Raw genomic sequence first — 20,865 nt, forward strand, 5'->3', positions numbered from 1 at the left:
CGCTGTTGAAAAGCGGTTAAAAGGAATAACCATGGAACAGATTAAAAACAAAAGCCTTCTTTCGTTCATGGTGGCGAGTGAGGTGCAAGGTACAGCGGTAACCAACCCAGCCACGGGCGAAGTGCTTGGCTACGCGCCAGTGACGACTGAAACCGACATTCTGGACGGTATTGAACGCGCTAGCGTTGCACAAAAAGAATGGGCGGCGCTGCCAGCGAAAACTCGCTCTGGCTTACTTCATCGTTGGTACCAACTTCTGCTAGAAAATAAAGAAGATCTTGGCCGACTGATGACTCTAGAGCAAGGCAAGCCGTTAGCTGAAGCTCAAGGCGAAGTTCTTTACGGTGCAAGCTTTATCGAATGGTTTGCAGAAGAAGCGAAACGTACTTACGGTGACACGATTCCAGCACCAAGCGCAGACAAGCGTTTGGTGACCATCAAGCAGCCAATTGGTGTAGCGTGTGCCATTACGCCGTGGAACTTCCCAATCGCAATGATCACCCGTAAAGCGGGTCCGGCATTAGCGGCAGGTTGTACTTTTATCGTGAAACCGTCAGAAGCCACGCCATTTTCTGCATTTGCAGTGGCTGAACTCGCTTATAAAGCGGGTATTCCAAGAGACGTACTTCAAGTTGTTCTTGGGGAAAGCTCTCGTCAGATTGGTGCAATTTTCACGTCACACCCACTGATCCGCAAGCTTTCGTTTACCGGTTCTACTCAAGTCGGCAGTGTGCTGATGCAGCAATGTGCGGGTGACGTAAAACGCACGTCCATGGAGCTGGGTGGCAATGCACCATTCATCGTATTTGATGATGCAGATATCGATGCCGCAGTAACTGGTGCTATGGCGTCTAAATTCCGCAATGCTGGCCAAACGTGTGTTTGTGCGAACCGTTTCTACGTACACAGCAAAGTGTATGACGAGTTTGTCGCTAAGTTTGATGCCGCCGTTCAGCAGCTTAAAGTTGGCAATGGCCTGGAAGAGGGCGTGAATATCGGCCCGGTGATCAGCGAGTCAGCGAAGCAGGGCATCCAAGCGTTAATTGATGGTGCTATCGAGCAAGGTGCGAAGCCAGTCACTGAGCTTAAAGAGCTTGATGGCTTGTTCATGCAGCCAGTGGTGCTAAAAGACGTGACTCACGACATGAAGATTGTCTCTGAAGAAATCTTCGGCCCTGTCGCGCCAGTGATTCGCTTTGATACTGATGAACAGCTTATCGAAATGGCAAACGATACGATTTACGGCTTAGCATCGTACTTCTATAGCCAGAACATTCACCGTGTTTGGAAGATCGCAGAAGCGCTTGAATACGGCATGGTGGGTATTAACGAAGGCATGATCTCTACTGAAGTGGCTCCTTTCGGTGGTGTTAAACAGTCCGGCATCGGACGTGAAGGAGCAAAACAGGGTATCGATGAATACATGGACGTGAAATATCTCTGCTTTGGCGGTAACTAAGGATAAAAACAATGACTAACCAACAACTACACGAAAGAAGAAACCAGGTAATTGCTCAAGGCATGGGTGCGTTATACCCGCTTTACGTAGAGAAAGCAGAGAACGCGCATGTTTGGGATATTGAAGGTAACAAGTACATCGATTTCGCGGCGGGTATTGCGGTGACTAATACTGGTCATTCTCATAAGCGCATCAGCGAAGCGGTAAAAGCTCAGCTCGATAACTTCTCACACACTTGTGCAATGGTGACGCCTTACGCATCATTCGTCGAGCTGGCGGAAAAATTAACTGAACTTGCTCCGGGTGAGACTAAGAAGAAAGCCATCTTCCTGACAACAGGTGCAGAAGCGGTAGAAAACGCCGTGAAAGTAGCACGTGCTCACACTGGCCGTAGCGGCGTGATTGCGTTTAAAGGTGGCTTCCACGGTCGTACTAACATGACAATGGGTCTAACGGGTAAAGTCGCGCCATACAAAGCAGGCTTTGGTCCTTTCCCAAATGAAATCTACCACGCACCATACCCGAATGCGTTCCACGGCATCAGTGTTGAGCAAAGCCTACAAGCGATCGATGATCTGTTTGCTTGTGATATCGAGCCTTCACGCGTTGCAGCGATCATTTTTGAACCTGTACAAGGCGAGGGTGGTTTCTACAAAGCACCTGAAGCGTTTGCACAAGGCTTGCGTGAGTTGTGTGACAAGCACGGTATCATGCTGATTGCCGATGAAATTCAAACAGGCTTCGCCCGTACGGGTAAGATGTTTGCGACCGAATACCTGGGTATTGAACCAGATCTAATGACGATGGCGAAAGGCATTGCGGGTGGCTTCCCAATCTCAGCTGTGGTTGGTAAAGCAGATGTCATGGACTCTGCACTTCCAGGTGGCTTAGGCGGCACGTATGCTGGCTCTCCACTAGGTTGTGTTGCTGGTCTGGAAGTCCTGAAAATCATCGAAGAAGAAGACTTGTGTGCGAAAGCGATGGGCATTGGCGAAGTGGTTAATGCACGTATGACTGAGCTGCAAAAATCAGTACCTGCGATTGGTGAAATCCGTACCACTGGTGCCATGATGGCGATTGAATTTACTGATCCAGAAACGGGTAAGCCTCTGCAAGATATGACTAAAGCGGTCATTGCTAAAGCGCAAGAGAACGGTCTCATTCTGCTTTCTTGTGGGGTAAAAGCGAACGTTATTCGTCTGCTTCCACCGCTAACTATCGAGTCAGAAGTACTGAACGAAGGTTTAGACAAACTGGAAAAAATCATTCTTGAGCTGGCGTAGTGCCCAGTAAACAAATCGAGCCTTAATTCAAAGAGGAAGTCAGCTGACTTCCTCTTTTTGATCAATCTGTACCGTCCTAAATAAGGTTGGTCATGCCTACTTGAAAAATTTCATCACCAGTTGCGGTAGTAGCGATACCAGAATCATACCCAACATCAAGCTATATTGAACTGGCGTAAAGCTTTCTCCAAGCAGTAACAAGCCAGATAAAATACCGGCAATCGGATTAATGATGTTGCCAAAGGTAAAGTCAACCACAGACATTCTTTGCAGAAGCCAGACATACATGGTGTAGCTTAATGCGGTATTAAGAATAATCACCCAGAGCAGCCCCAGGATGTTAGTAAGCGATGTATTTCGTACCGCACTTAAGTATGGCTCCGGATCGAGGCTAGCCATCACGGCGGAAACAATTGTCAGAATTACGCCACCAATGATCAACTGCCAAGTCAGGACCGTCCACCAATGCATTCTTGTACCGAGTGCTTTAGTAACGCTGCTGCCGATCACAATACACATAATGGCAGAAAGCATGGCAATCAATCCAACCGGATTCAGTGTGATGCTTGCCGGGTTAAATAGCAGCCACGCGAGGGCAACCAAAGCAAGGCCTCGGCATACCTGTAACGCGTTAGGTCGGCGTTTATAGACCACCCAACTGTACAGCATCGCAAATACGGGTAATGAAACCATACCCACGCCTGAAATCGCCGCAGGCAGTGTGAGTGCCATGACAAAGACAAGGCAGAAGAACAGCGCGATGTTGATCGTGCCTAATACAAGCAGGGCTCTCCACTCGTGCTTTTTCGGCAATGTCGGCTTTATCGCGAGCAGCAGTAAGCCCGCTGGCAGCGCGCGCAGGACACCCAGCAGAATAGGAGGCCAATCTGGCACCGTATACTGCGTAACCGCGTAAGTCGTGCCCCAGAAAAACGCCGGGATCATGGCGAGTAAAATGTTCATGTCAAATATCTTTACGTTAAGATAATTAAGTGCAAAGATACGCCTTAGGTTACTTTTTGTAAAGTATCTTCATGTTAAAGTAATTAGACAAGCCGCGTTGCTTTGGAGAGAAGTAAGAAATGGACGCAATTGATAGACTGGTAGAGCAGTGGTCTAAAGAAAAGCCTGAGCTCGACACACAGCCGATGGCCATCATGGGGCGATTAATGAGAATTGCCAAACACATGGAGACTCGAGTCGCAGATCTTCATAAGCAGTATGACCTTAAAATGGGTGAATTTGATGTACTGGCGACGTTGCGTCGAGCAGGAGCGCCATACTGTTTGACGCCATCAGCCTTGATCGAGTCAATGATGCTTACTTCCGGCGCGATGACTAACCGATTAGATAAGTTGGAAACGAAAGGTTTAATTGTCAGAGAACATAGTAAGGAAGATAGACGCAGTGTTACGGTTGAATTGACGGCTAAGGGTTTGATGCTTATCGATAAGTTGATTGTTGAACATGTTGAGGTTCAACGAGGCTTTATGCATGGCTTGTCTGATGAAGAAAAGTTAAAGCTTAATGAGGCGTTAAAGAACTTGTTGCCACAGTTTGAATAAAATCAATTGCGGGGTGTGGGATGCAAATCAAAGCGTTAGAAACGTACCTTAATACGTTTATGTGCGCGGAAAGCGACTTTCCGTTTGGACCTGAAGCTTTAGTCTTTAAGATCAAAGGGAAAATGTTCGCAATACTTGCCCAAAGAGAGGGTCGAGACTACGTCAGTGTAAAAGTAAAACCCGAGGATGGTGAAGTGCTGACTTCTCAGTTCACTGATATCACCCCCGGTTACCATTTGAATAAAAAACACTGGGTCACGGTGTATTTCAATGGAGATGTCGAGGATGGACTTATCCAGGATTTATGTGAACGTTCATACGAGCTTGTCATTGCTAAGTTGACGAAAGCACAGCGAGCTTCGTTAGGTTTCGCGTAGTTAGAGCACAGATAAATCAGAGTATTGGCAGGAGAACGTGACGGATATCTAGCTCTTATCACCATGACCGAATTGAATTATTAGCTCGTGTTTCAGAAAAACTCGCGCCTTTATTAAGTACAGGCTATATAAAAAGTATAAGGGCAAAGAGGGAAATGCTATGCGAGCACTATCTGACTGGCTTAAAGCCTATGGGGAAAGTCATCAAAACCCAATCAATCGAAAAATTCACGCGATTGCCGTGCCCGGCATTTATCTTTCTGTCGTTGGGTTAATTTGGTCGATTCCTCAATTGTCTATCCTCGGTTATCAAATAAATTGGGTATGGTTAGCCGTGATTCCCGTTTGGATATTTTATTACCGGTTGTCTCTCAGTGTCTTCATGATGATGCTGGGCTATACATTGGCGTGTATTGGCTTAATCTGGTCATTGGAAGTGCTCCAACTTCCGGTCCTGTATATCTCTTTACTTATTTTTGGTGTTCTCTGGATGCTGCAATTCATCGGGCACAAAATAGAAGGAACCAAGCCTTCATTTTACGAAGACTTACAATTTCTTCTCATTGGCCCTGTCTGGGTGTTTAGAAAGCAATAATCACATCTCATCTGGTTAACCCTGCATGAGCAAAGGCTTGGGTTATATCTTGTTTTGCCACTAGCCTGCATCGCTTCATGCTCTCCATAACGCTGTCCAAAATATTTAGGCTGATCGGCTGGTTTGGACAGCAATGCCTTGTTATTCACACTATGCTTAAAGTGATGTGGCGCACTGAAACCAAGTGGTTATGTGCTGAGTGACAATGTCACGTATGGAGGGGAGATGTATAACCGCGAGCACAAATATAGTTACTGGAAAGAGGAACGTAAAAAAGGCAAATGGCACTACATCTTAAAGTCGTTTTTTATGATTTGTTGTGCGTTGCTGGTCGGTAAAGTAATTGGTTTATTCATTTTTGGCGACTTGCACTCCTTTATGGATATCATTGAACAGTTGCCAGCGGATTTGTTTATCATGATGCTGGTGGGATTCCCTATTAGCGTATTAGGTTGGTATCACGAAGAGTCGAAATTTTTTAGAGCGTTAAGGCGAAAAGATAAGCAACTCAAAATGAAGCAGAAAAGTGCCAATCAACAGAAGCAAAACTAGAAAACAAAGTTGAGCATTAACGTATACATGTTGGCATTATCGTCTTCCGGCATTGATGAGAAGGTACCTAACCCATCACCAAACGCCTTAAAATATTGCCATTCTGCATTAAGAGATACGTTGTATGTAATGTCATATCTTAATCCCAACAGGTAGCTATCTCCGGTTTTATTTTCATGTTCATCGAAGATTTGCCCGTAGACAGTGTACGGTGTGAATTTGTTCCTATTATAACTGGCGGTGGCGTACCAAGTGGTTGAGATATCACTGGTTTGGGCTTCTGCCGCTAGAGTGAATCGATCTATTTCATACTTAGCCCCCAACGAATACAGGTCTATCTTTGAGTCATTTTCTGTAAGCGTTAAACGGTCGACCACAATAGTGCCAAGGCCTGGAACGTCTTGTTCGGCGTTCGAAAGAATGGTGGTTTGGTCATAGTCTCCGTTTAAATAAACAAAGTTCCAGCGATAGCGGTCACCACTTAGCGTCACATTGATGCCAACGACATCATTCACATCCACTTTAAGTTTTGTATTGTCATTGATGGTGATATTGCTATCGTCTTTGAAGCCTACAAATGGCATAGCAGTAATCATCGCTTTGTCATTGAGGTCATAAAGCCAACGAACTGAAAATCCATTATAGGCCGTGATACCGAGTAAACTGTCATACACTTCTGTGGGAGCACGAGCGGGCGTGAGCGCATGCCCGACGTAATAATACTCGGACGCTAAAAATAAGGGCAGCCTTAATCGGCCTGCGTAAATATCGTAGTTTTTGTACGTATAGGCAAGATACGCCCATTCGAGCTGCGGGTCACTCCAGTGATCTTGTGGCCTTTTTACCACTTGTACTGACGACCGCAATGCACCGGAGAAATAATCTAGCTGCACACCAAACGTTGTATCACAATCAAAGCAGCTTTCGTCTTTGATGAATCGGTTGATCAGTAATGGCGTGTGGTTATCTGATCTCGCCCAAGAGGCTGAACCAAACCCACTCAATGAGAGGTTATCTGTTATTTCAATGGTTGCTAAGCTCGGAAAAGCGATGCTGGTAAGTAGTATTGTGGTCAGATATTTTTTCATATCAATTCTCCGAGCTTACAACATATAGAATGTGGACGTTAGATGGCAGACTGTTTACAGGTGCGTAGCCAATTCGATTGGGTTGTTCTTGCATCCATGCCAATAGAGCATCGATACTTGGCTGTTCGATGACTTTGGGCGGGCGGGCTTTACCTGAGAACGACAAACTCGCCCAATGTGCGTTCATTTGGGCAAGGTTTTTATTAAGAAGGTAGCGGTAAAACTCTGTCCGTTCGGTTGACGTTTCTGGCCAGTCAGAAAGCTCAACTCGCTCTCCTTGTAACAGGCTTGTTTTACCTCTGTAGAGTTTTCTTGCCTTGTTTATTGTTAGCGCATCAAACTTTGAGTTAAATGAAAAAATGGCGTAGTTATCAGCGGCGTACAAGGGCTCACTCAGGATCAGAAGATAAACCAGTATCAACGTGCTTGTCGCAAGCGACCAAGAGGAAGGGCGATAACGAGGACCGAGACTCACCATAAGCCGTTAACCTAAATCATCGTTTCGATTTGATGCAGTAGCTTTTCTTTTCTCACTGGTTTTGGCACATAGGCATCCATCCCTGAGTCAAAGCAACGCTGGATATCATCATCTACGACACTGGCGGTTAACGCGATGATGGGCGTTTTTTTAAGCCCGTTTTCCTTTTCAAAAGCACGAATTTGCCTTGTTGCTTCGAAACCGTCCATCACTGGCATCATGCAGTCCATCAATATGACGGCGAAGTCGGAATCTTGCTGGAATTTTTCCACCGCTACCTGGCCATTTTCTGCAATTTCATATTGATAGCCTGCCTTATCCAACAGTAACGACGCCACTTTTTGATTGACTCGGTTGTCTTCTACCAGCAAAACTCGTTCTGTTTTCAGTGACAAAGCATTAATCGTTGGCTCACCCACACGTTGAGCAGGCAAAGGTGAGGTTTCGGTTACGTCTTTTACTTCTGGTATATGCTCGGCGCTCAAAGGTTTCTTAAAGCGAAGACCAAATGCTTTATCCAACTTCTCCTTTAACATGTCGGCTTTAAAGGGTTTTGGAATGTAGTCGTCCATTCCAACAGCTAAGCATTTTTGAATATCATCATCGACCACGCTCGCGGTGAGCGCGATGATCGGGATACGAAAAGGTCGTTGTTCACTGGCTTCAATTTGACGAATGTGTTCGGTGGCTTCAAAACCATCCATTACTGGCATCATACAATCCATCAGTATCAAGCTGTATTGGTGCTTTCTGAACATATCGACGGCTTCCACACCATTCTCGGCAATATCAAAGTTAAACCCCGCTTTAGTCAGGTGCAGGCCTGCTATCTTTTGATTAACGGTGTTGTCGTCCACAATCAAGACGTTCGGCAGTGTGGGGACGTGAAGGGGAGCAGAATGAAGTGAGTTAGGTTCTGAGAAACTTGCTTCACATCTTTCAAGTGCTGCGAGAAGGCGTTGGCCGAGTAGTGGCTGAGTGATAATGACGCTGACCACTTTGCCAAAATCAAATTGGTCACTATGCAAATGTTTAATTAAACAGATGCGAATGTTTTGATTTTCAAGCCTACGCATATAATCGGATGTTGTGATCGCCACATTGGGTGCGCCCTCAGCGTAAACAATGATGATATTTTCGTTATCGTTAATCCAGGTTGGTAAGGCGCTGAGTTTATTGACCGACTGATGAATGTCGATCTGATAGACGCTCAACTCATCACGGAGTTTCATTTCCATTTCGGCGTCATCACACACAAGCCAAATCTGACTTTGGTTTAACGTATGGTGAGGCGTAAAATGTTGCTGAGCCACCGAGGCGGTCACTTCAAAGAAAAAGCGGCTTCCACGTCCCTTCGCTGATTCCAGTTGTATCGTTCCTCCCATTAAGTCGACAAGTTGAGTACTGATGGCGAGTCCTAGACCTGTGCCTCCAAATTGTCGTGTTGTGGAGTTATCTTCTTGAGCGAAGGGAGCAAAAATAATTTGTTGCTGTTGCTCATCAATCCCAATGCCAGAGTCTTCAACGGCAAACTCAATGGTGGCGCAAGAGTCGGTGAGCGCTTTAATGGTAACAGAAAGCCGTACATAACCTTGTTCCGTAAACTTTACGGCGTTGGACATAAAGTTCATGATGACCTGGCGCAAGCGGTGATCGTCAACCATCACATGGTATGGCGTATTTCGGCTGATATTGACTTTTACATCAATGCCTTTCTCTTTCGCTTTAGGGCATATGATGGAGGCGATGTCGTAGATTGACTCGCGAATGCACGTTGAATGTGGACTAATTAAAAGCATACCGGATTCAATTTTAGAAAAATCCAGTACGTCATTGATAAGGCCCAGCAACAGTTGTGATGAGGTTTCTATCGTATCGACGTAGTCGCGTTGTACCGCGGTCAGAGGCGTATCTGACAAGACTTCGGAGATGCCAATGACACCATTTAACGGCGTTCTTATTTCGTGTGACATATTAGCCAGAAAACTGCTTTTGGCTTTACTCGCTTCGATCGCCTCATCTTTTGCTTTTTCTGCGTCTTCTTTCGCTTGAGTTAATTTCAGTTTGGTTTGCTCGCGTTCAAAGCTGAGCTTATCGACTTCACGGGCAAACCTGCTGAGCTCATCTTTGCCTTTTATCAATTCGGATAGCGGTGAATCTGAGTTATAACTCTCGCGAGCAAGGAATTCGAGGACGACATTTAAATTTCCGGTCACTTTACGAATTAGTCGTATCGTCAGGCTAATCACCAAGATAGTGACGAGCGAGATGGCAGCGATAAAGACTAAACGATGCTGAGTTGTTCTGGTAATCGACTGACTGATACTCGCTTGCAGCTGCTGCTCAATTTTGTTGTCGATATCGTGGATGAGAGAGAGACGTTTGTTTAGCGCTTCCAACCCGTCAGAAATTTGTTGAGGGCTGAGCATCTGGAGTTCTTGTTCTTGAAGTAAACTGGTTCGAAACTCTTGGCTTATTCGAAACACATCGTCGGTAAAAGTATCAATGAGCAAGTTGACCTGCTTTTGGTTGGCGTTCAGTGTCACGAAGCGCTCTATCAATAGCTGCTGGTTCTGAACCAGTGACTTAATTTCGTCACGAATATCCGAGTTGTAGTGCTGATCTTGTTCAACTGACTGGATGAGAAAATGACTGAGTTGATGCTCTTTGGTCGACCAAAACATAAGCCATTCCAGCTGGAGAATCGAAGACAGATCGTTACTGGTTTCATGGCTGATATTATCAAAGTAGATTTGATCTAAGCTCAGAAGGATCTGTTCATAAAGATCCGTTCGCCATTCTATAGCGTCCAGTCGATCATCATTTTCTTTGGCAGACAGTAATGAGGCATTTGCTTCTTCAAAGCTCGTTAACAGACTAGAAATCTCGGCATTTGATCCGAAAATAGCAGGAGTCCATTTTTTAAGCTCAAGCGTGAGCCTCTGCGCTTCCTCGGATTTATCGCTAACTTCCGGATTATTAGGTAAGTCGTAAAGGTAGGAGACGATATCGATATAGTCAGTAAATCGTTGCGCTCTGTGTAATTCTTGGGCTTGGGTTGAAAGGCGGTGTACGTGCTGGCCTGCCAGTATAAGCAGTAGCATAATTGGCAAAAGAACTAAGCCAAATAGTTTTTGCTTTACAGACAAGTTATCCCAGGAAAAAATTCCGCTCACAGTACACTTCCATATTCATAAAGTTGATATGAAAAGTGTAGTTTATCTAACTAAATAGTTAGTCTGGTAAACAGAACTCTGACGAAATAGAGAATAGAAGTGTGACAAGACTTCAAATAGACTCCCTATTAAAAACAGGGACTTTCAGACTGATTCATCTGATTTGTTACATTTGGTCGAGTTGTGTTCTGTACCTTTTTTCCAGAGCCTCATTTCCAGCCACACGTTCTAGCTCAACCATAAGTTGTAATGAGGGCTTTTTTACCCCATACATTTGATTGAATCGCATTAAGCGAATTCTGGCATCGGTAAAGTCACCCGACTCAATTTCCAGCTTCGCGAGTTGCAGTATTGATTTTGGTCTGTGAGGATCGTGCTCAATAGCGCGAGTAAAGTAATATCTTGCTTTATCGTTGTCTTTGGATTTAAGAGAGCAGAACGCGGCGTTTTCATAACTCGCGGGGATCAAATAGTAGTAGGGTTGCTCAATGGCTCGTGTAAACATCAGATCTGCTTTTTTATATTCTCCACGTTTACACAAAAACGTGCCGTAGTTGTTGAGCACGTTACCGTTTTTGGCATGTTGGTTGAGTGAACGTTTATACATTTCCTCGGCTTTTGACTCTTCGCCGACAGACTCGTAATAGTGCGCCATAGAAAGTTGTGCACGGTAGTAGTTAGGTGCGTGAGTAAGCGCTTGTCGCAAATTGTCATGAGCACGGATAGTGCTGCCACCTTCCAGATAACCTAAGCCGAGGGCGATACGGGATTCTGCCATAGCGATTGGGTCGGGCTTAACGATCGGAGAGCCGTCTTCTTTTACGGTAACGCATCCCAGCAGTGAAAATTGAGTCATCAGCAAAAGTGTGCCCAGCTTAATCGTTTTCATTTCTCGTCCCTGTATCCCTAAATCTCACAGCATGATAAGAATTGCGAGATAAAAACCTATTGACGAAAAATTACTATGCGAGCGGGTTTGCAAACTGATATGAAAAAGCCGCCATATGGCGGCTCGGTTCACAAAGTTAACGCATTGGATTAGTCATCTTTAGTGAAAGCAGACTCACTGAAATGGTCAAGATCGTAAGGTGTTTGTTGGTAAACACAGTAGTTTAGCCAGTTTGCGAACAGCAAGTGACCATGGCTTCTCCAGCTTGCACTCGGAACATTGTCTGGATTATTGTTCGGGTAGTAATTCACCGGAATTGCTGGCTCCATTCCTTCGCCCAAATCACGAATGTACTCATTGTGGAGAGTATGAGAGTCATATTCAGGGTGACCCGTCACAAATACGTTTCGTTTATCTTTGGTTGTCGCTAGGTAAACGCCAGCCACATCAGAAGTCGCTAAGATATCCAGGTCCGTATGTTCCTCAAGGAAGTGAGGTGAAAAGTCTGCATAGCGAGAATGCGGAGCCAAAAACGTGTCATCAAAGCCGCGTAATATTGGATGATACTGGTTATGAATTTGATGGTGGTAAACACCTGAAAGCTTCTCTTTACGCGTCTTTTTAGGCAGGTCATACAGTAACTTTAACCCGGCTTGAGCTGCCCAACATACGTAAAGGGTAGAGGTTACATGATCTTTAGCCCATTCCATGATTGTTTTTAAATGGTCCCAATAAAGTACATCTTCAAACTGTACTAGGCCGAGTGGCGCGCCTGTGATAATTAAGCCATCAAAGTTTTTATTTTTAACCATCTCAAATTGACGATAAAAATTGTCCAGATGTTCGGTAGGCGTATTTTTACTTGGGCGATCATCAATCCGCAATAATTCGACATTGACTTGCAAAGGACTGTTTGAAAGCAAACGCAAAAACTGCGTTTCAGTCTCAATTTTTTTAGGCATCAAATTCAGAATCAGTACTCGCAACGGACGTATTTCCTGACTAGCCGCTCGAGTCTCACTCATCACGAAGATGTTCTCTGTCCTTAGTATGTCAGTTGCTGGTAATTGATCTGGAATTCTAATTGGCACGACTTTCTCTCCCTAATTCTAGTCATCTAGACGTCTATACATCTAAAGCTAACTCAAATCGTTATAGATGTCGATACGAAATGTGACTTAAAACAAGTTTAATGCCTGCGCATTGATCTGAACAATAAATACATCTGCGCTTTTCGTGTCTGGTATACCTTCATGGCTGGCTAATTGTGACTAAATCAGAAGTTTTGATGAGACATCATTGAAACACAGTGAACTGTATTTGAAGGTCATTATGTGATCACGCTAATATGGCTTTGTTGACTGAGTAAGCAAAATTCGAGTCATGTAAAACTTATCCATCTCAAAATAATACTGTGGTTTGCAGTTTGAGATGAATCGTCATTGGAGGACACTATGTTCGGTATTTTTAAGAGAAAAACGAAAATCCAGAGCATCGCTCAAGAAGTTCCCAGTTTACTGCTCAGCATGTTTGGCGATAAAAGCACTTATGCTCCCGATGAAATTGATATTGCCTTGCTGCAACTTGGTTACGATAAGCAGAAAGATATCCACCATCACCAATATGCTTATGGCATGTTCAGTAGTGAATCGAGTTATCGACAGCTGGGTTTAATCGATGAGCTTGGAGACTACAGACACTTTCAGCGTGAGGTTGGAAAGATGCTACTTAATACTCCTGAGCCTATTGATATGCATATCTATTTTGTTATCTCTCAGGAGCATCACAAAGTGGCTAATACGCTACATTAATGCTTTCACTGTGTCGCGACTGTTTTCAATAGCGTGGCACAGTTTTCTAGCTTGTTTTTCCAACACATTTCTCTAACACCTCTCTTTATCGTCCTTTCGAAAGCGTATGCGCTGCATTTTCGGGTAGGAAAATTCTATTTATTCAAAAGTTCATGAAAGTATGTAGGTAATTTACTCTAACCAATGTTAACGTGCTCTAATCTTTTGTCGCCTTTACAATTTAATTCGAAGTCAGTTTGGGTTCCCTGTGTAGTGTGTCGAAGATCCATAAAATACCCGCGCTTTAACTTTTTTTGAAGTGCAAACAATGATAAACGTTTATGCAATTATCATTAACTTTAATTACTTATAGATGGGCACATCTGGCGATTCTTTCATGAACAAACAAAAAGAGCCTGTTTTCGAGGCTCGGTTCCTAATGCCTCGGTACTGGGGAACTCTACTCATCATCGGGGTGATGTATTTACTTAGCCTTCTTCCTTTCAAATTTCAGTTATTCCTGGGACGCAATATTGGCCGTTTGGCTATGCGATTAATGAAAAAGCGTCAGGTCACCATTCGTCGCAATTTAGAGCTCTGCTTCCCAAAGATGGACGAGAGCAAACGAGAAGCGATACTGAAGGCCAACATCGATAATTCTGGCATTGCACTGTTTGAGACAGCGATGGCTTGGTTCTGGTCGGATCGCAGGGTTAATAAACACGTAACGATAAAAGGGATGGAACACCTAGAAGCGTTAGAAAAGGACGGTAAAGGGGTGCTGATGCTTGCCGTTCATTCCATGAACTTAGAGCTGGGTGCACGTGCATTTGGCATTCAAAAATCTGGAATGGGTGTTTATCGACCGAATAACAACCCTTGTTTTGACTATTTTCAGTACAAGGGTCGTTCGCGTTCTAATCGTACTTTGATTGATCGTAAAAATGTTAGAGGAATGCTGGACGCTTTGAATTCAGGCAAGCGTGTTTGGTATGCGCCTGACCATGATTATGGAACCAGAAGATCGACCTTTGCGCCTTTGTTTGCTGTCAAAAACGCCTGTACCACAACAGGCACCAGTTTACTTGTCGATGCAACAGATTGTGCCATTGTGCCGTTTACCATGGTAAGAGGGGATGATGGCCATTACACATTAACGATCAGGGAGCCAGTTGATGGATTTCCTAAAGGTGATACCCGAAACGCGGCGATTTTTATCAATAAAATTGTTGAAGAGTCGATTATGGCCAGCCCTAGTCAATACATGTGGTTACACCGTCGATTTAAAACCAGACCGCAAGGTGAAGATTGTTTGTACAATCCTCAGTTAATCCCCGCGATGAGTTAGTGAATCGTTTTTAGCTGTTAATGCTAAGTAGTGGTTTAACATTTTGAAGCCCCCAATCGTTCACGATTATTGGGGGCTTTTTATTTGGATAAGTGAAACGATACGGGGATTGAGCCTTTTTTTTCGATAGGCTAGATCACTGAGGCCTGTCATTTCTAACCTGTTTAATCTGCTATTTTTTTTACATTCATTGGGTTGTATAGTGAATGTACTAAGCTTTTCTAACAATCCGTTTATATCAAGCCAACACCAAGAATCGAGAACTATGCCCTATGTTTGACGAGTTAGCTTTTGCCGGGCTTCTGTTTAGTCCGTTGGTGGTTTTTATGCCTCTTGCTTTTTTACTGTCATGGAGTACGCGTTTTGTGCTGCATAAATCAGGGTTATACGCAAAACTGTGGAAGGCACCTTGGTTTGAAGTCAGCTTGTATGTCTGTTATCTCGCGTTAGTCATTTATCTATTTGGGAGCTAATCATCTATGGGAAAATTCGTTCGCATCTCCCTCACACTTACGACTTTGGTTATTGCCGTTATTCTTGGCCATTGGATTTGGCAACATTATCTGTATTCGCCTTGGACCCGTGATGGACGAATAAGGGCTCACGTGATAACGATTGCTCCGGATGTTTCTGGTTGGGTTAATGATGTTGAGGTCAGCGACAATCAGGATGTCAAAAAAGGCGATGTTATTTTCACCGTTGACGATGCTCGCTATAAAGCGGCGATAGCCGAGCTGGAAGCGCAGGTTGAAAATAAAAAATATGCATGGGAATTAGCAAAACATCAGTACTCACGTCGTGAGACATTAACCAATAAGCAATTGATTAGTGAAGAAACGGCGGAGAGCGCCCGTATCACTACAGAACTTGCCAAGTCCAATTACAAACTGGCGCAGGCCCAACTTGCCAGCGCCCAAATCAACTTAGATCGTACCGTTATCAAAGCGCCAGCGGATGGCAGCATCATCAATTTGACTCTTCGCGTTGGTAATTATGTCAGTCAGGGTAAATCGGTACTTTCATTAGTGAAAGCGAACTCTTTTTATGTGACGGGGTATTTTGAAGAAACAAAAATTCCACTGATCAAACTTGGCCAGAAGGCAAAGATCACCCTAATGAGTGGCGGTAAAGCATTAACCGGAACGGTTACGAGTATTGGTGACGCGATTGCTGACAGTAACACGACTGCGAACAGCCAATTGTTACCTCAGGTTCAGCAGACCTTTAACTGGGTCCGCTTAGCGCAACGAATCCCGGTGGATATCCAATTGGATGATTACCCTGATGATTTAAATCTTAGTGCCGGGATGACCGTTTCTATTCATTTAGATGAGAACATGCAGTAACCATGCAGGCACTGTTTAATAGTCTAATTTTCCCTGACAAACAGGCGATAAAGTTTGCTATCAAAGGCGTGATTGCGATGGCGCTGTCTCTGTACATCGCCATGTTCCTGAATCTAGATCGACCGTATTGGGCGTTAATTGGTGCGGTATTTCTACAAATTCGTCCTGAGGGTGGTTTGGTTGTTGAAAAGGGCATGTACCAGATTATCGGCACACTGGTTGGCGGGTTTGTCGGTATCACGATTCTTCAATGGTTCGCACCTTACCCTGAAATAGCACTCGGCTTATTAGCGCTCTGGTTGGGTATCAACTCTGGGCTATCAGCAATGGTGCGCCGTCAGAATTTAGTCTACGCCTTTGCGATGGCTGGCATGACAGCGTGTTTAGTCTGTTTGCTTGTTATGATTCAGCCAGAGATTGCGAGCAGCCAGCGCGTTTTCGACATTGCTCAGGCCCGAATTAGTGAGATAGTCATTGGTGTTATCTGTGCGACTCTGGTCAGTAAACTTATTTGGCCAGTGAAAGTGAAAGATGGTCTGGTAGTCAACGCGAGGAACGTGATTAACCAGACGTTAGGCTATTTAGTCATTGAGCTGGATAAAAATGGTACTCACCAGGAACGTCACCACACAATTGATAGCATACTCGAATCGGTGACGGCTCTGAGTGATGACTCCAGTGCGGTGAGCTTTGAAGGTCCGGAAGGTTTAGGTCAAAGCAGAGCTGCCAATGCGATTGGTAATAGCGTGTTGTCGCTATTGGCTCTGGTGCAGATATTCGGGCGCTTACAGCGTCGCCATCCGGAGCTTGTCGGCGAGGTTCTTGAGCCAGTACTGGACTCAATGCGCACGAGCTTTACGCAAATGACAACCTCAAGAGATTATGATGAGTGCTACGCTATTGTCCAGTCACTGCGCCGCAAGCAGATGGAATATGCCAATCAGGTTAGTGAGAAAACTCCGCTGCAAAAACGGTTACTTAAGATTGCTCTTGAGTTGAGTGCTGAGTTGATTGTTTTGCTGAAAGGTTATGCCAAGTTATCCAGCAAAGAGACGACCAATTTGAATGCACCGAGTTTCCAAAGCCATCGTGATCCGTTGGTCGGAATTACTACCGGGCTTCGCAGTGTGTTGCTATTTCTGGTTGGCGCCGGGCTCTGGGTGGGGACGGGTTCATCCTCGGTCATGATGATTATGATACTGCCTGTGGTATTTTCTATTATGATGGCTCGCTTGCCGATGGCTATTCTTACCACAGTATTGAAGCGGTTATTGGTCGGTATTGCTATCGCCTTACCATTGGCCGTTTTTTATGCACTACCGTTAGTCGCGGCAAGCAGTAAAGATTTTGAGCTACTAGTGCTCATACTGGCTGGTCCATACTTTTTAGGTCTGCTGGCGTTAGCGAATCGAGCAACCTTACCGTACGGTCTTGGTATTTGTATCCCGTTTACTACCTTCGTTATGCCGAGTACAGATATGACCCGGGCACTAACCATTAACACGACGATCAGTAATGGAATGGCCATTTTTGTTGGTGTAACGGTGCTTTACTGGATTTTTAAATTAGTCACAGGCCCAAGTTTGCCACTCATGCAGTCTCGCCTGATGAAAGCGACTCAACGTGATCTTATTGATATGGATAAGCACGCCGCGCCAGAGCAGTGGTTCAATGCGCGAATGGGGGATCGGTTATTAAGAATTTCGACTTATGATAAAGCACTCAGTTCAGAGAGAAACGTTACAGACCTGGCGTTAACCGGATTAAATTTTGGTCATGTTTCCATGCGATTGCATCGTATTATTCGAAGAGTCGCAGATAATCAATTGGATTCATCTTTGAGATTCTGGCAGGAGGCGCTGGCGAATGCGTACCTTAGCGCTTTTCATGGTAAAGAAGACCCAAGGTTTCAGCTTGCCAATGAGTCACTGTTGTCGAAACTGGATGAATTTGGTTTTTTGCAGGAGCAGAAAGACATACTCACTGGTATGTGTGAACGCATTCAACTGACTCTTGAACGGAGCGCACAAGCCATCGCGGCGGAAAAAGCCTAAATAGAGATGTGTAGGGCAAAGGACATCATTGGATGTCTTTTGTTAGTTGGGAGGACTTTACCCTCAAATTACTACCGGCCTGATTTTGTGAACGCGATATCGGCGCAGATGATGTTGCTGGCTTTGTTGCCGTCAACTAGTCCGATAGGTTTACGTCAGAATTGTATGGGTTTTATGTTTAACTCGTCGGCGTTTACCAATAACCTGTAAATCAGTTCAGTCGTTTCTGCAGGTTGGCTGATTTTTCGACAACACTCGATCACCGGCCCGCAGATTTCGTTTACTTCCAAACTACGACCACGTTCCATATCAACTTGCATGGAAGTTTTGATGTCGCCAAAATTGCTGATTAAATCAAACATTTCTTCTACATCAGCAGCGGATATTTTTACGCCAGCCACATTTGCAGCGCGGGCCGTCTCTTCCATCATATTGCGAACGGTACGACTTAAAATAGGGTCTGTAGTTACAAAACCTGTTTTTTGAGCCGTCAATGCGGTCAGAGGATTGACTCCGTTATTCAAAACGAGTTTTCGCCAAAGCGCATAACGGACATCTTCATAAAGACGAGTCTGTATGCCAGCACCCTTAAAAACAGCCTCTAATGTATGACAAAGCTCAGCCATTGCTGGATTACTTTCTGTATTCGGCCACGCGCCAAACTCGATTTGTCCCGCCCCTTGTACTTTTACATGTCCCGGACTTTCAATATGGCCACTGATATAATTTCCTAACCCACCAATTGTTCGTTCTCGTCCCACTTGCAGCTCAATGTGTTCCTCATTGGTTACTCCGTTTTGAATGGACAACACAGGCGTGTTTCCTTGTGCTAACCAAGGCTTCATTTCATCAAGTATTGAACTTGTTGCGCCACTTTTTGCGCCAAGGATTAACAAATCAAAATGGTTACAAGCGTAGTCCTGACATAATCCGGCCACGTCGGTGCTTTCAACCGAAGAATGATACTGAAAGTCAGGGTGCTCCAGATGCAGTCCATTAGTTTGTAATGCTTCTAAGTGCTCACCCCTTGCAACTAATACACATTCATGGCCAGCATCAATGAGTCGGGCTGCAAAATAACAACCGATGCCTCCTGCACCTAACATCGCAAATTTCATGGTATTTCCTTTTTACTAACGCTGTTGTATTTGTAATTTCAGTATTTTTTCTGAATCGATTTTCATCCAGAGCATCGACCGCCAGAAAGCTCTGCGTACGCCATTTTATTGGGGTGGAGAGTCAGTATTTGGCTCAAGCCTAATGCGATTTCTGAGTTAGGTGCCCAGTCGGACACCTAACTACTGGCTCTTATAAATATCGATTGACCAGGTGATGTTTGAAGTGGGTTGGATTCAGAGTTTCACCTGTCGCTTGTTGCACTAATTCTTCAGTGGTGAAGAGACTGCCTTTGCTCCAGATATTATCTGACAGCCAAGTGAAGATAGGGCTTAAATCACCACTTTGGATAGCACCGTCAACGTCCACCGTTTTCTTCATCGCCGCCATGAACTGAGCCGCATACATCGCACCTAATGTGTAACTTGGGAAGTACCCGAATGCGCCATCGGTCCAGTGGATATCCTGCATGCAGCCGTTTTTGTAGTTGTCTTTGGTTGATAAGCCCAAGTAGGCCTGCATCTTTTGATCCCACAACTCAGGGACGTCGGTATGCTTGATCACACCATTCATCAAGTCACGTTCGATCTCGTAACGCAAGATAACGTGAGCAGGGTAGGTCATCTCATCGGCATCGACACGGATGAAGTCTTTCTTCACTCGCGTGTACAGCTTTTGGAAATTGTCTTGCGAGAATAACTTAGGATCGTGGTCTGTGAAGTGAGCGCCAGCAAGACGTGCTAAGTGCTCAATAAACGCATTACTACGACCAATCTGCATCTCAAAGAACAAAGATTGAGATTCGTGAATTCCCATAGAACGAGCCTGACCAGACGGTAAGCCAGCCAGAGATTTCGGCAAGCCTTGCTCATAGCGAGCATGACCTGTCTCGTGGACAATACCCATCAGAGATTGCACAAACTCGCTTTCATCATAGCGCGTGGTGATACGAACATCAGTGGGAACGCCACCACAAAATGGGTGGACACTTTCGTCGAGTCGGCCATGTTCGAAATCGAATTGCAGAAGCTTCATCACATCCAAGCCCAGGGCCTTTTGTGTATCACTCGAGAAGGTACCTTTAGGCTCAATGAAATTCTCAGCAGATTGCTTTTCGATCGCTTGGTTAATCATTTCTGGAAGCCAAGTTTTTACGTCGCTGAATAAAGCGTCTAATGATGCAGTGGTTGTGCCCGGTTCATAAATATCAAGCATTGCATCATAAGCGGAAAGACCAGTTACTTCAGCGCGGATTTGGGCTTCTTCCTGAGACAGTTTGACGACTTCTGCCCAGTTCTTTTCAAAACCTTGCCAATCATTTTCACCACGTTGAGTACGCCAGGCATGTTCACACTTTGAACCGGCTAGCGATTTTGCTTGCACCAGGTCTTCTGGCAGCACATTCGCTTGCTGCCAGTTACGTTTAAGCTCGCGAAGCGTCGCGCTATCTTGAGCGTTTAACGTCTCTTGCTCTGCCTGAGCAAACCAGTCTGCGAGTTGTGGCTGCGTCTGCAAATTATGCATATGAACATACAACTCTGCCATGGCTTCTGAGCGAGCCTGACTGCCTCCGTTTGGCATAACTGCCGCTTGATCCCAGCCGCAGATTGCCGCGAGGTGTTGAAAGTTTGAGAGTTTTAATGAGTGTTTTTTGAGTTTTTCGAATGCGCTCATGTGCCGCCTTCCATGACTATAGAAAACAAAAGTTTACCAACCCTACAAAGGCTTACCAAGTGATTCACGCAGAAA

Annotated in this window: 19 protein-coding genes; 11 read left to right on the forward strand and 8 right to left on the reverse strand. The window is 44.9% G+C overall.

Going from position 1 to position 20,865, the window contains the following annotated elements; translation table 11 throughout:
• Positions 1 to 31: 31 nt before the first annotated feature.
• Positions 32 to 1,459: an NAD-dependent succinate-semialdehyde dehydrogenase gene (locus V1U08_RS06760; protein WP_330470263.1), complete on the forward strand. Its 1,428-nt coding sequence runs from the start codon at positions 32 to 34 to the stop codon at positions 1,457 to 1,459.
• Between the two features lie 11 nt (positions 1,460 to 1,470).
• Positions 1,471 to 2,742 (forward strand): 4-aminobutyrate--2-oxoglutarate transaminase, encoded by a 1,272-nt coding sequence (gene gabT, locus V1U08_RS06765; RefSeq protein WP_065296923.1) that lies wholly within the window; start codon positions 1,471 to 1,473, stop codon positions 2,740 to 2,742.
• A 96-nt stretch (positions 2,743 to 2,838) separates the two neighbouring features.
• On the opposite strand, the gene V1U08_RS06770 is transcribed toward gabT, so the two are convergent.
• Positions 2,839 to 3,705: a DMT family transporter gene (locus V1U08_RS06770; RefSeq protein ID WP_330470264.1), complete on the reverse strand. Its 867-nt coding sequence runs from the start codon at positions 3,703 to 3,705 to the stop codon at positions 2,839 to 2,841.
• Positions 3,706 to 3,824: 119 nt separating this feature from the next.
• Between V1U08_RS06770 and V1U08_RS06775 the strand changes: the two genes are divergently transcribed.
• The 4 genes from V1U08_RS06775 (at position 3,825) to V1U08_RS06790 (ending at position 5,831) form a co-directional block, all read left to right on the forward strand.
• Positions 3,825 to 4,307: a MarR family winged helix-turn-helix transcriptional regulator gene (locus V1U08_RS06775; protein WP_330470265.1), complete on the forward strand. Its 483-nt coding sequence runs from the start codon at positions 3,825 to 3,827 to the stop codon at positions 4,305 to 4,307.
• Positions 4,308 to 4,327: 20 nt separating this feature from the next.
• A complete protein-coding gene (locus tag V1U08_RS06780; protein ID WP_329351560.1) occupies positions 4,328 to 4,684 on the forward strand; it encodes an MmcQ/YjbR family DNA-binding protein in 357 nt (118 codons plus the stop codon).
• Between the two features lie 160 nt (positions 4,685 to 4,844).
• Positions 4,845 to 5,279, forward strand: coding sequence for an Mpo1 family 2-hydroxy fatty acid dioxygenase (locus V1U08_RS06785; protein ID WP_020336390.1), 435 nt, complete (start codon positions 4,845 to 4,847; stop codon positions 5,277 to 5,279).
• Positions 5,280 to 5,504: 225 nt separating this feature from the next.
• Positions 5,505 to 5,831 (forward strand): hypothetical protein, encoded by a 327-nt coding sequence (locus V1U08_RS06790; RefSeq protein ID WP_020336389.1) that lies wholly within the window; start codon positions 5,505 to 5,507, stop codon positions 5,829 to 5,831.
• Here V1U08_RS06790 and V1U08_RS06795 read toward each other — a convergent pair.
• The 5 genes from V1U08_RS06795 to metA all read right to left on the reverse strand — a co-directional run bounded on the left by V1U08_RS06795 (position 5,828) and on the right by metA (position 12,553).
• Positions 5,828 to 6,919, reverse strand: a complete 1,092-nt coding sequence (locus V1U08_RS06795; RefSeq protein ID WP_330470266.1) for a sulfate ABC transporter permease — start codon at positions 6,917 to 6,919, stop codon at positions 5,828 to 5,830. The two genes, V1U08_RS06790 and V1U08_RS06795, sit on opposite strands and share 4 nt — an antisense overlap.
• A gap of 1 nt (position 6,920) precedes the next feature.
• On the reverse strand, positions 6,921 to 7,397 hold the full coding sequence (locus tag V1U08_RS06800; protein WP_020336387.1) for a hypothetical protein: 477 nt from the start codon (positions 7,395 to 7,397) through the stop codon (positions 6,921 to 6,923).
• A gap of 11 nt (positions 7,398 to 7,408) precedes the next feature.
• Entirely contained in the window at positions 7,409 to 10,573 is a 3,165-nt protein-coding gene (locus tag V1U08_RS06805; RefSeq protein ID WP_330470267.1) for a response regulator, read from the reverse strand.
• Positions 10,574 to 10,739: 166 nt separating this feature from the next.
• Positions 10,740 to 11,462 (reverse strand): type IV pilus biogenesis/stability protein PilW, encoded by a 723-nt coding sequence (pilW, locus tag V1U08_RS06810; protein ID WP_020336385.1) that lies wholly within the window; start codon positions 11,460 to 11,462, stop codon positions 10,740 to 10,742.
• Positions 11,463 to 11,611: 149 nt separating this feature from the next.
• Positions 11,612 to 12,553: a homoserine O-acetyltransferase MetA gene (gene metA, locus V1U08_RS06815; RefSeq protein ID WP_014232008.1), complete on the reverse strand. Its 942-nt coding sequence runs from the start codon at positions 12,551 to 12,553 to the stop codon at positions 11,612 to 11,614.
• A gap of 363 nt (positions 12,554 to 12,916) precedes the next feature.
• Here metA and V1U08_RS06820 point away from each other — a divergent pair, with 363 nt between their 5' ends.
• The 5 genes from V1U08_RS06820 to V1U08_RS06840 all read left to right on the forward strand — a co-directional run bounded on the left by V1U08_RS06820 (position 12,917) and on the right by V1U08_RS06840 (position 18,000).
• Positions 12,917 to 13,273: a hypothetical protein gene (locus V1U08_RS06820; protein WP_330470268.1), complete on the forward strand. Its 357-nt coding sequence runs from the start codon at positions 12,917 to 12,919 to the stop codon at positions 13,271 to 13,273.
• A 376-nt stretch (positions 13,274 to 13,649) separates the two neighbouring features.
• Positions 13,650 to 14,600 carry an LpxL/LpxP family Kdo(2)-lipid IV(A) lauroyl/palmitoleoyl acyltransferase gene (locus tag V1U08_RS06825; protein ID WP_330470269.1) on the forward strand — a complete coding sequence of 317 codons (951 nt, stop codon included), beginning with the start codon at positions 13,650 to 13,652 and terminating at the stop codon, positions 14,598 to 14,600.
• 272 nt (positions 14,601 to 14,872) lie between these two features.
• Positions 14,873 to 15,073 carry a DUF1656 domain-containing protein gene (locus tag V1U08_RS06830; protein WP_014232005.1) on the forward strand — a complete coding sequence of 67 codons (201 nt, stop codon included), beginning with the start codon at positions 14,873 to 14,875 and terminating at the stop codon, positions 15,071 to 15,073.
• A gap of 6 nt (positions 15,074 to 15,079) precedes the next feature.
• A complete protein-coding gene (locus tag V1U08_RS06835) occupies positions 15,080 to 15,946 on the forward strand; it encodes an efflux RND transporter periplasmic adaptor subunit (RefSeq protein WP_014232004.1) in 867 nt (288 codons plus the stop codon).
• Positions 15,947 to 15,948: 2 nt separating this feature from the next.
• Positions 15,949 to 18,000, forward strand: coding sequence for an FUSC family protein (locus tag V1U08_RS06840; RefSeq protein ID WP_330470270.1), 2,052 nt, complete (start codon positions 15,949 to 15,951; stop codon positions 17,998 to 18,000).
• A 155-nt stretch (positions 18,001 to 18,155) separates the two neighbouring features.
• Here V1U08_RS06840 and V1U08_RS06845 read toward each other — a convergent pair whose 3' ends face one another.
• The gene (locus tag V1U08_RS06845) at positions 18,156 to 19,118 is read right to left on the reverse strand and encodes a ketopantoate reductase family protein (protein WP_330470271.1); all 963 of its coding nucleotides are present in this window, start codon (positions 19,116 to 19,118) and stop codon (positions 18,156 to 18,158) included.
• A gap of 190 nt (positions 19,119 to 19,308) precedes the next feature.
• Positions 19,309 to 20,790: a carboxypeptidase M32 gene (locus V1U08_RS06850; protein ID WP_330470272.1), complete on the reverse strand. Its 1,482-nt coding sequence runs from the start codon at positions 20,788 to 20,790 to the stop codon at positions 19,309 to 19,311.
• Positions 20,791 to 20,865: the final 75 nt, after the last annotated feature.

The sequence above is a fragment of the Vibrio sp. YYF0003 genome (assembly GCF_036350715.1).
GTDB classification, from domain to species: domain Bacteria; phylum Pseudomonadota; class Gammaproteobacteria; order Enterobacterales; family Vibrionaceae; genus Vibrio; species Vibrio natriegens.

Bases quoted from the DNA above. Each gene is read 5' to 3' on its own strand.
- V1U08_RS06835 (WP_014232004.1), top strand. From the start codon at position 15,080: ATGGGAAAATTCGTTCGCATCTCCCTCACACTTACGACTTTGGTTATT.
- V1U08_RS06790 (WP_020336389.1), top strand. From the start codon at position 5,505: ATGTATAACCGCGAGCACAAATATAGTTACTGGAAAGAGGAACGTAAA.
- V1U08_RS06780 (WP_329351560.1), top strand. From the start codon at position 4,328: ATGCAAATCAAAGCGTTAGAAACGTACCTTAATACGTTTATGTGCGCG.
- V1U08_RS06830 (WP_014232005.1), top strand. From the start codon at position 14,873: ATGTTTGACGAGTTAGCTTTTGCCGGGCTTCTGTTTAGTCCGTTGGTG.
- V1U08_RS06820 (WP_330470268.1), top strand. From the start codon at position 12,917: ATGTTCGGTATTTTTAAGAGAAAAACGAAAATCCAGAGCATCGCTCAA.
- V1U08_RS06785 (WP_020336390.1), top strand. From the start codon at position 4,845: ATGCGAGCACTATCTGACTGGCTTAAAGCCTATGGGGAAAGTCATCAA.
- pilW (WP_020336385.1), bottom strand. From the start codon at position 11,462: ATGAAAACGATTAAGCTGGGCACACTTTTGCTGATGACTCAATTTTCA.
- V1U08_RS06800 (WP_020336387.1), bottom strand. From the start codon at position 7,397: ATGGTGAGTCTCGGTCCTCGTTATCGCCCTTCCTCTTGGTCGCTTGCG.
- V1U08_RS06850 (WP_330470272.1), bottom strand. From the start codon at position 20,790: ATGAGCGCATTCGAAAAACTCAAAAAACACTCATTAAAACTCTCAAAC.
- V1U08_RS06770 (WP_330470264.1), bottom strand. From the start codon at position 3,705: ATGAACATTTTACTCGCCATGATCCCGGCGTTTTTCTGGGGCACGACT.
- V1U08_RS06845 (WP_330470271.1), bottom strand. From the start codon at position 19,118: ATGAAATTTGCGATGTTAGGTGCAGGAGGCATCGGTTGTTATTTTGCA.
- V1U08_RS06775 (WP_330470265.1), top strand. From the start codon at position 3,825: ATGGACGCAATTGATAGACTGGTAGAGCAGTGGTCTAAAGAAAAGCCT.
- V1U08_RS06840 (WP_330470270.1), top strand. From the start codon at position 15,949: ATGCAGGCACTGTTTAATAGTCTAATTTTCCCTGACAAACAGGCGATA.
- V1U08_RS06795 (WP_330470266.1), bottom strand. From the start codon at position 6,919: ATGAAAAAATATCTGACCACAATACTACTTACCAGCATCGCTTTTCCG.
- V1U08_RS06760 (WP_330470263.1), top strand. From the start codon at position 32: ATGGAACAGATTAAAAACAAAAGCCTTCTTTCGTTCATGGTGGCGAGT.
- V1U08_RS06825 (WP_330470269.1), top strand. From the start codon at position 13,650: ATGAACAAACAAAAAGAGCCTGTTTTCGAGGCTCGGTTCCTAATGCCT.
- gabT (WP_065296923.1), top strand. From the start codon at position 1,471: ATGACTAACCAACAACTACACGAAAGAAGAAACCAGGTAATTGCTCAA.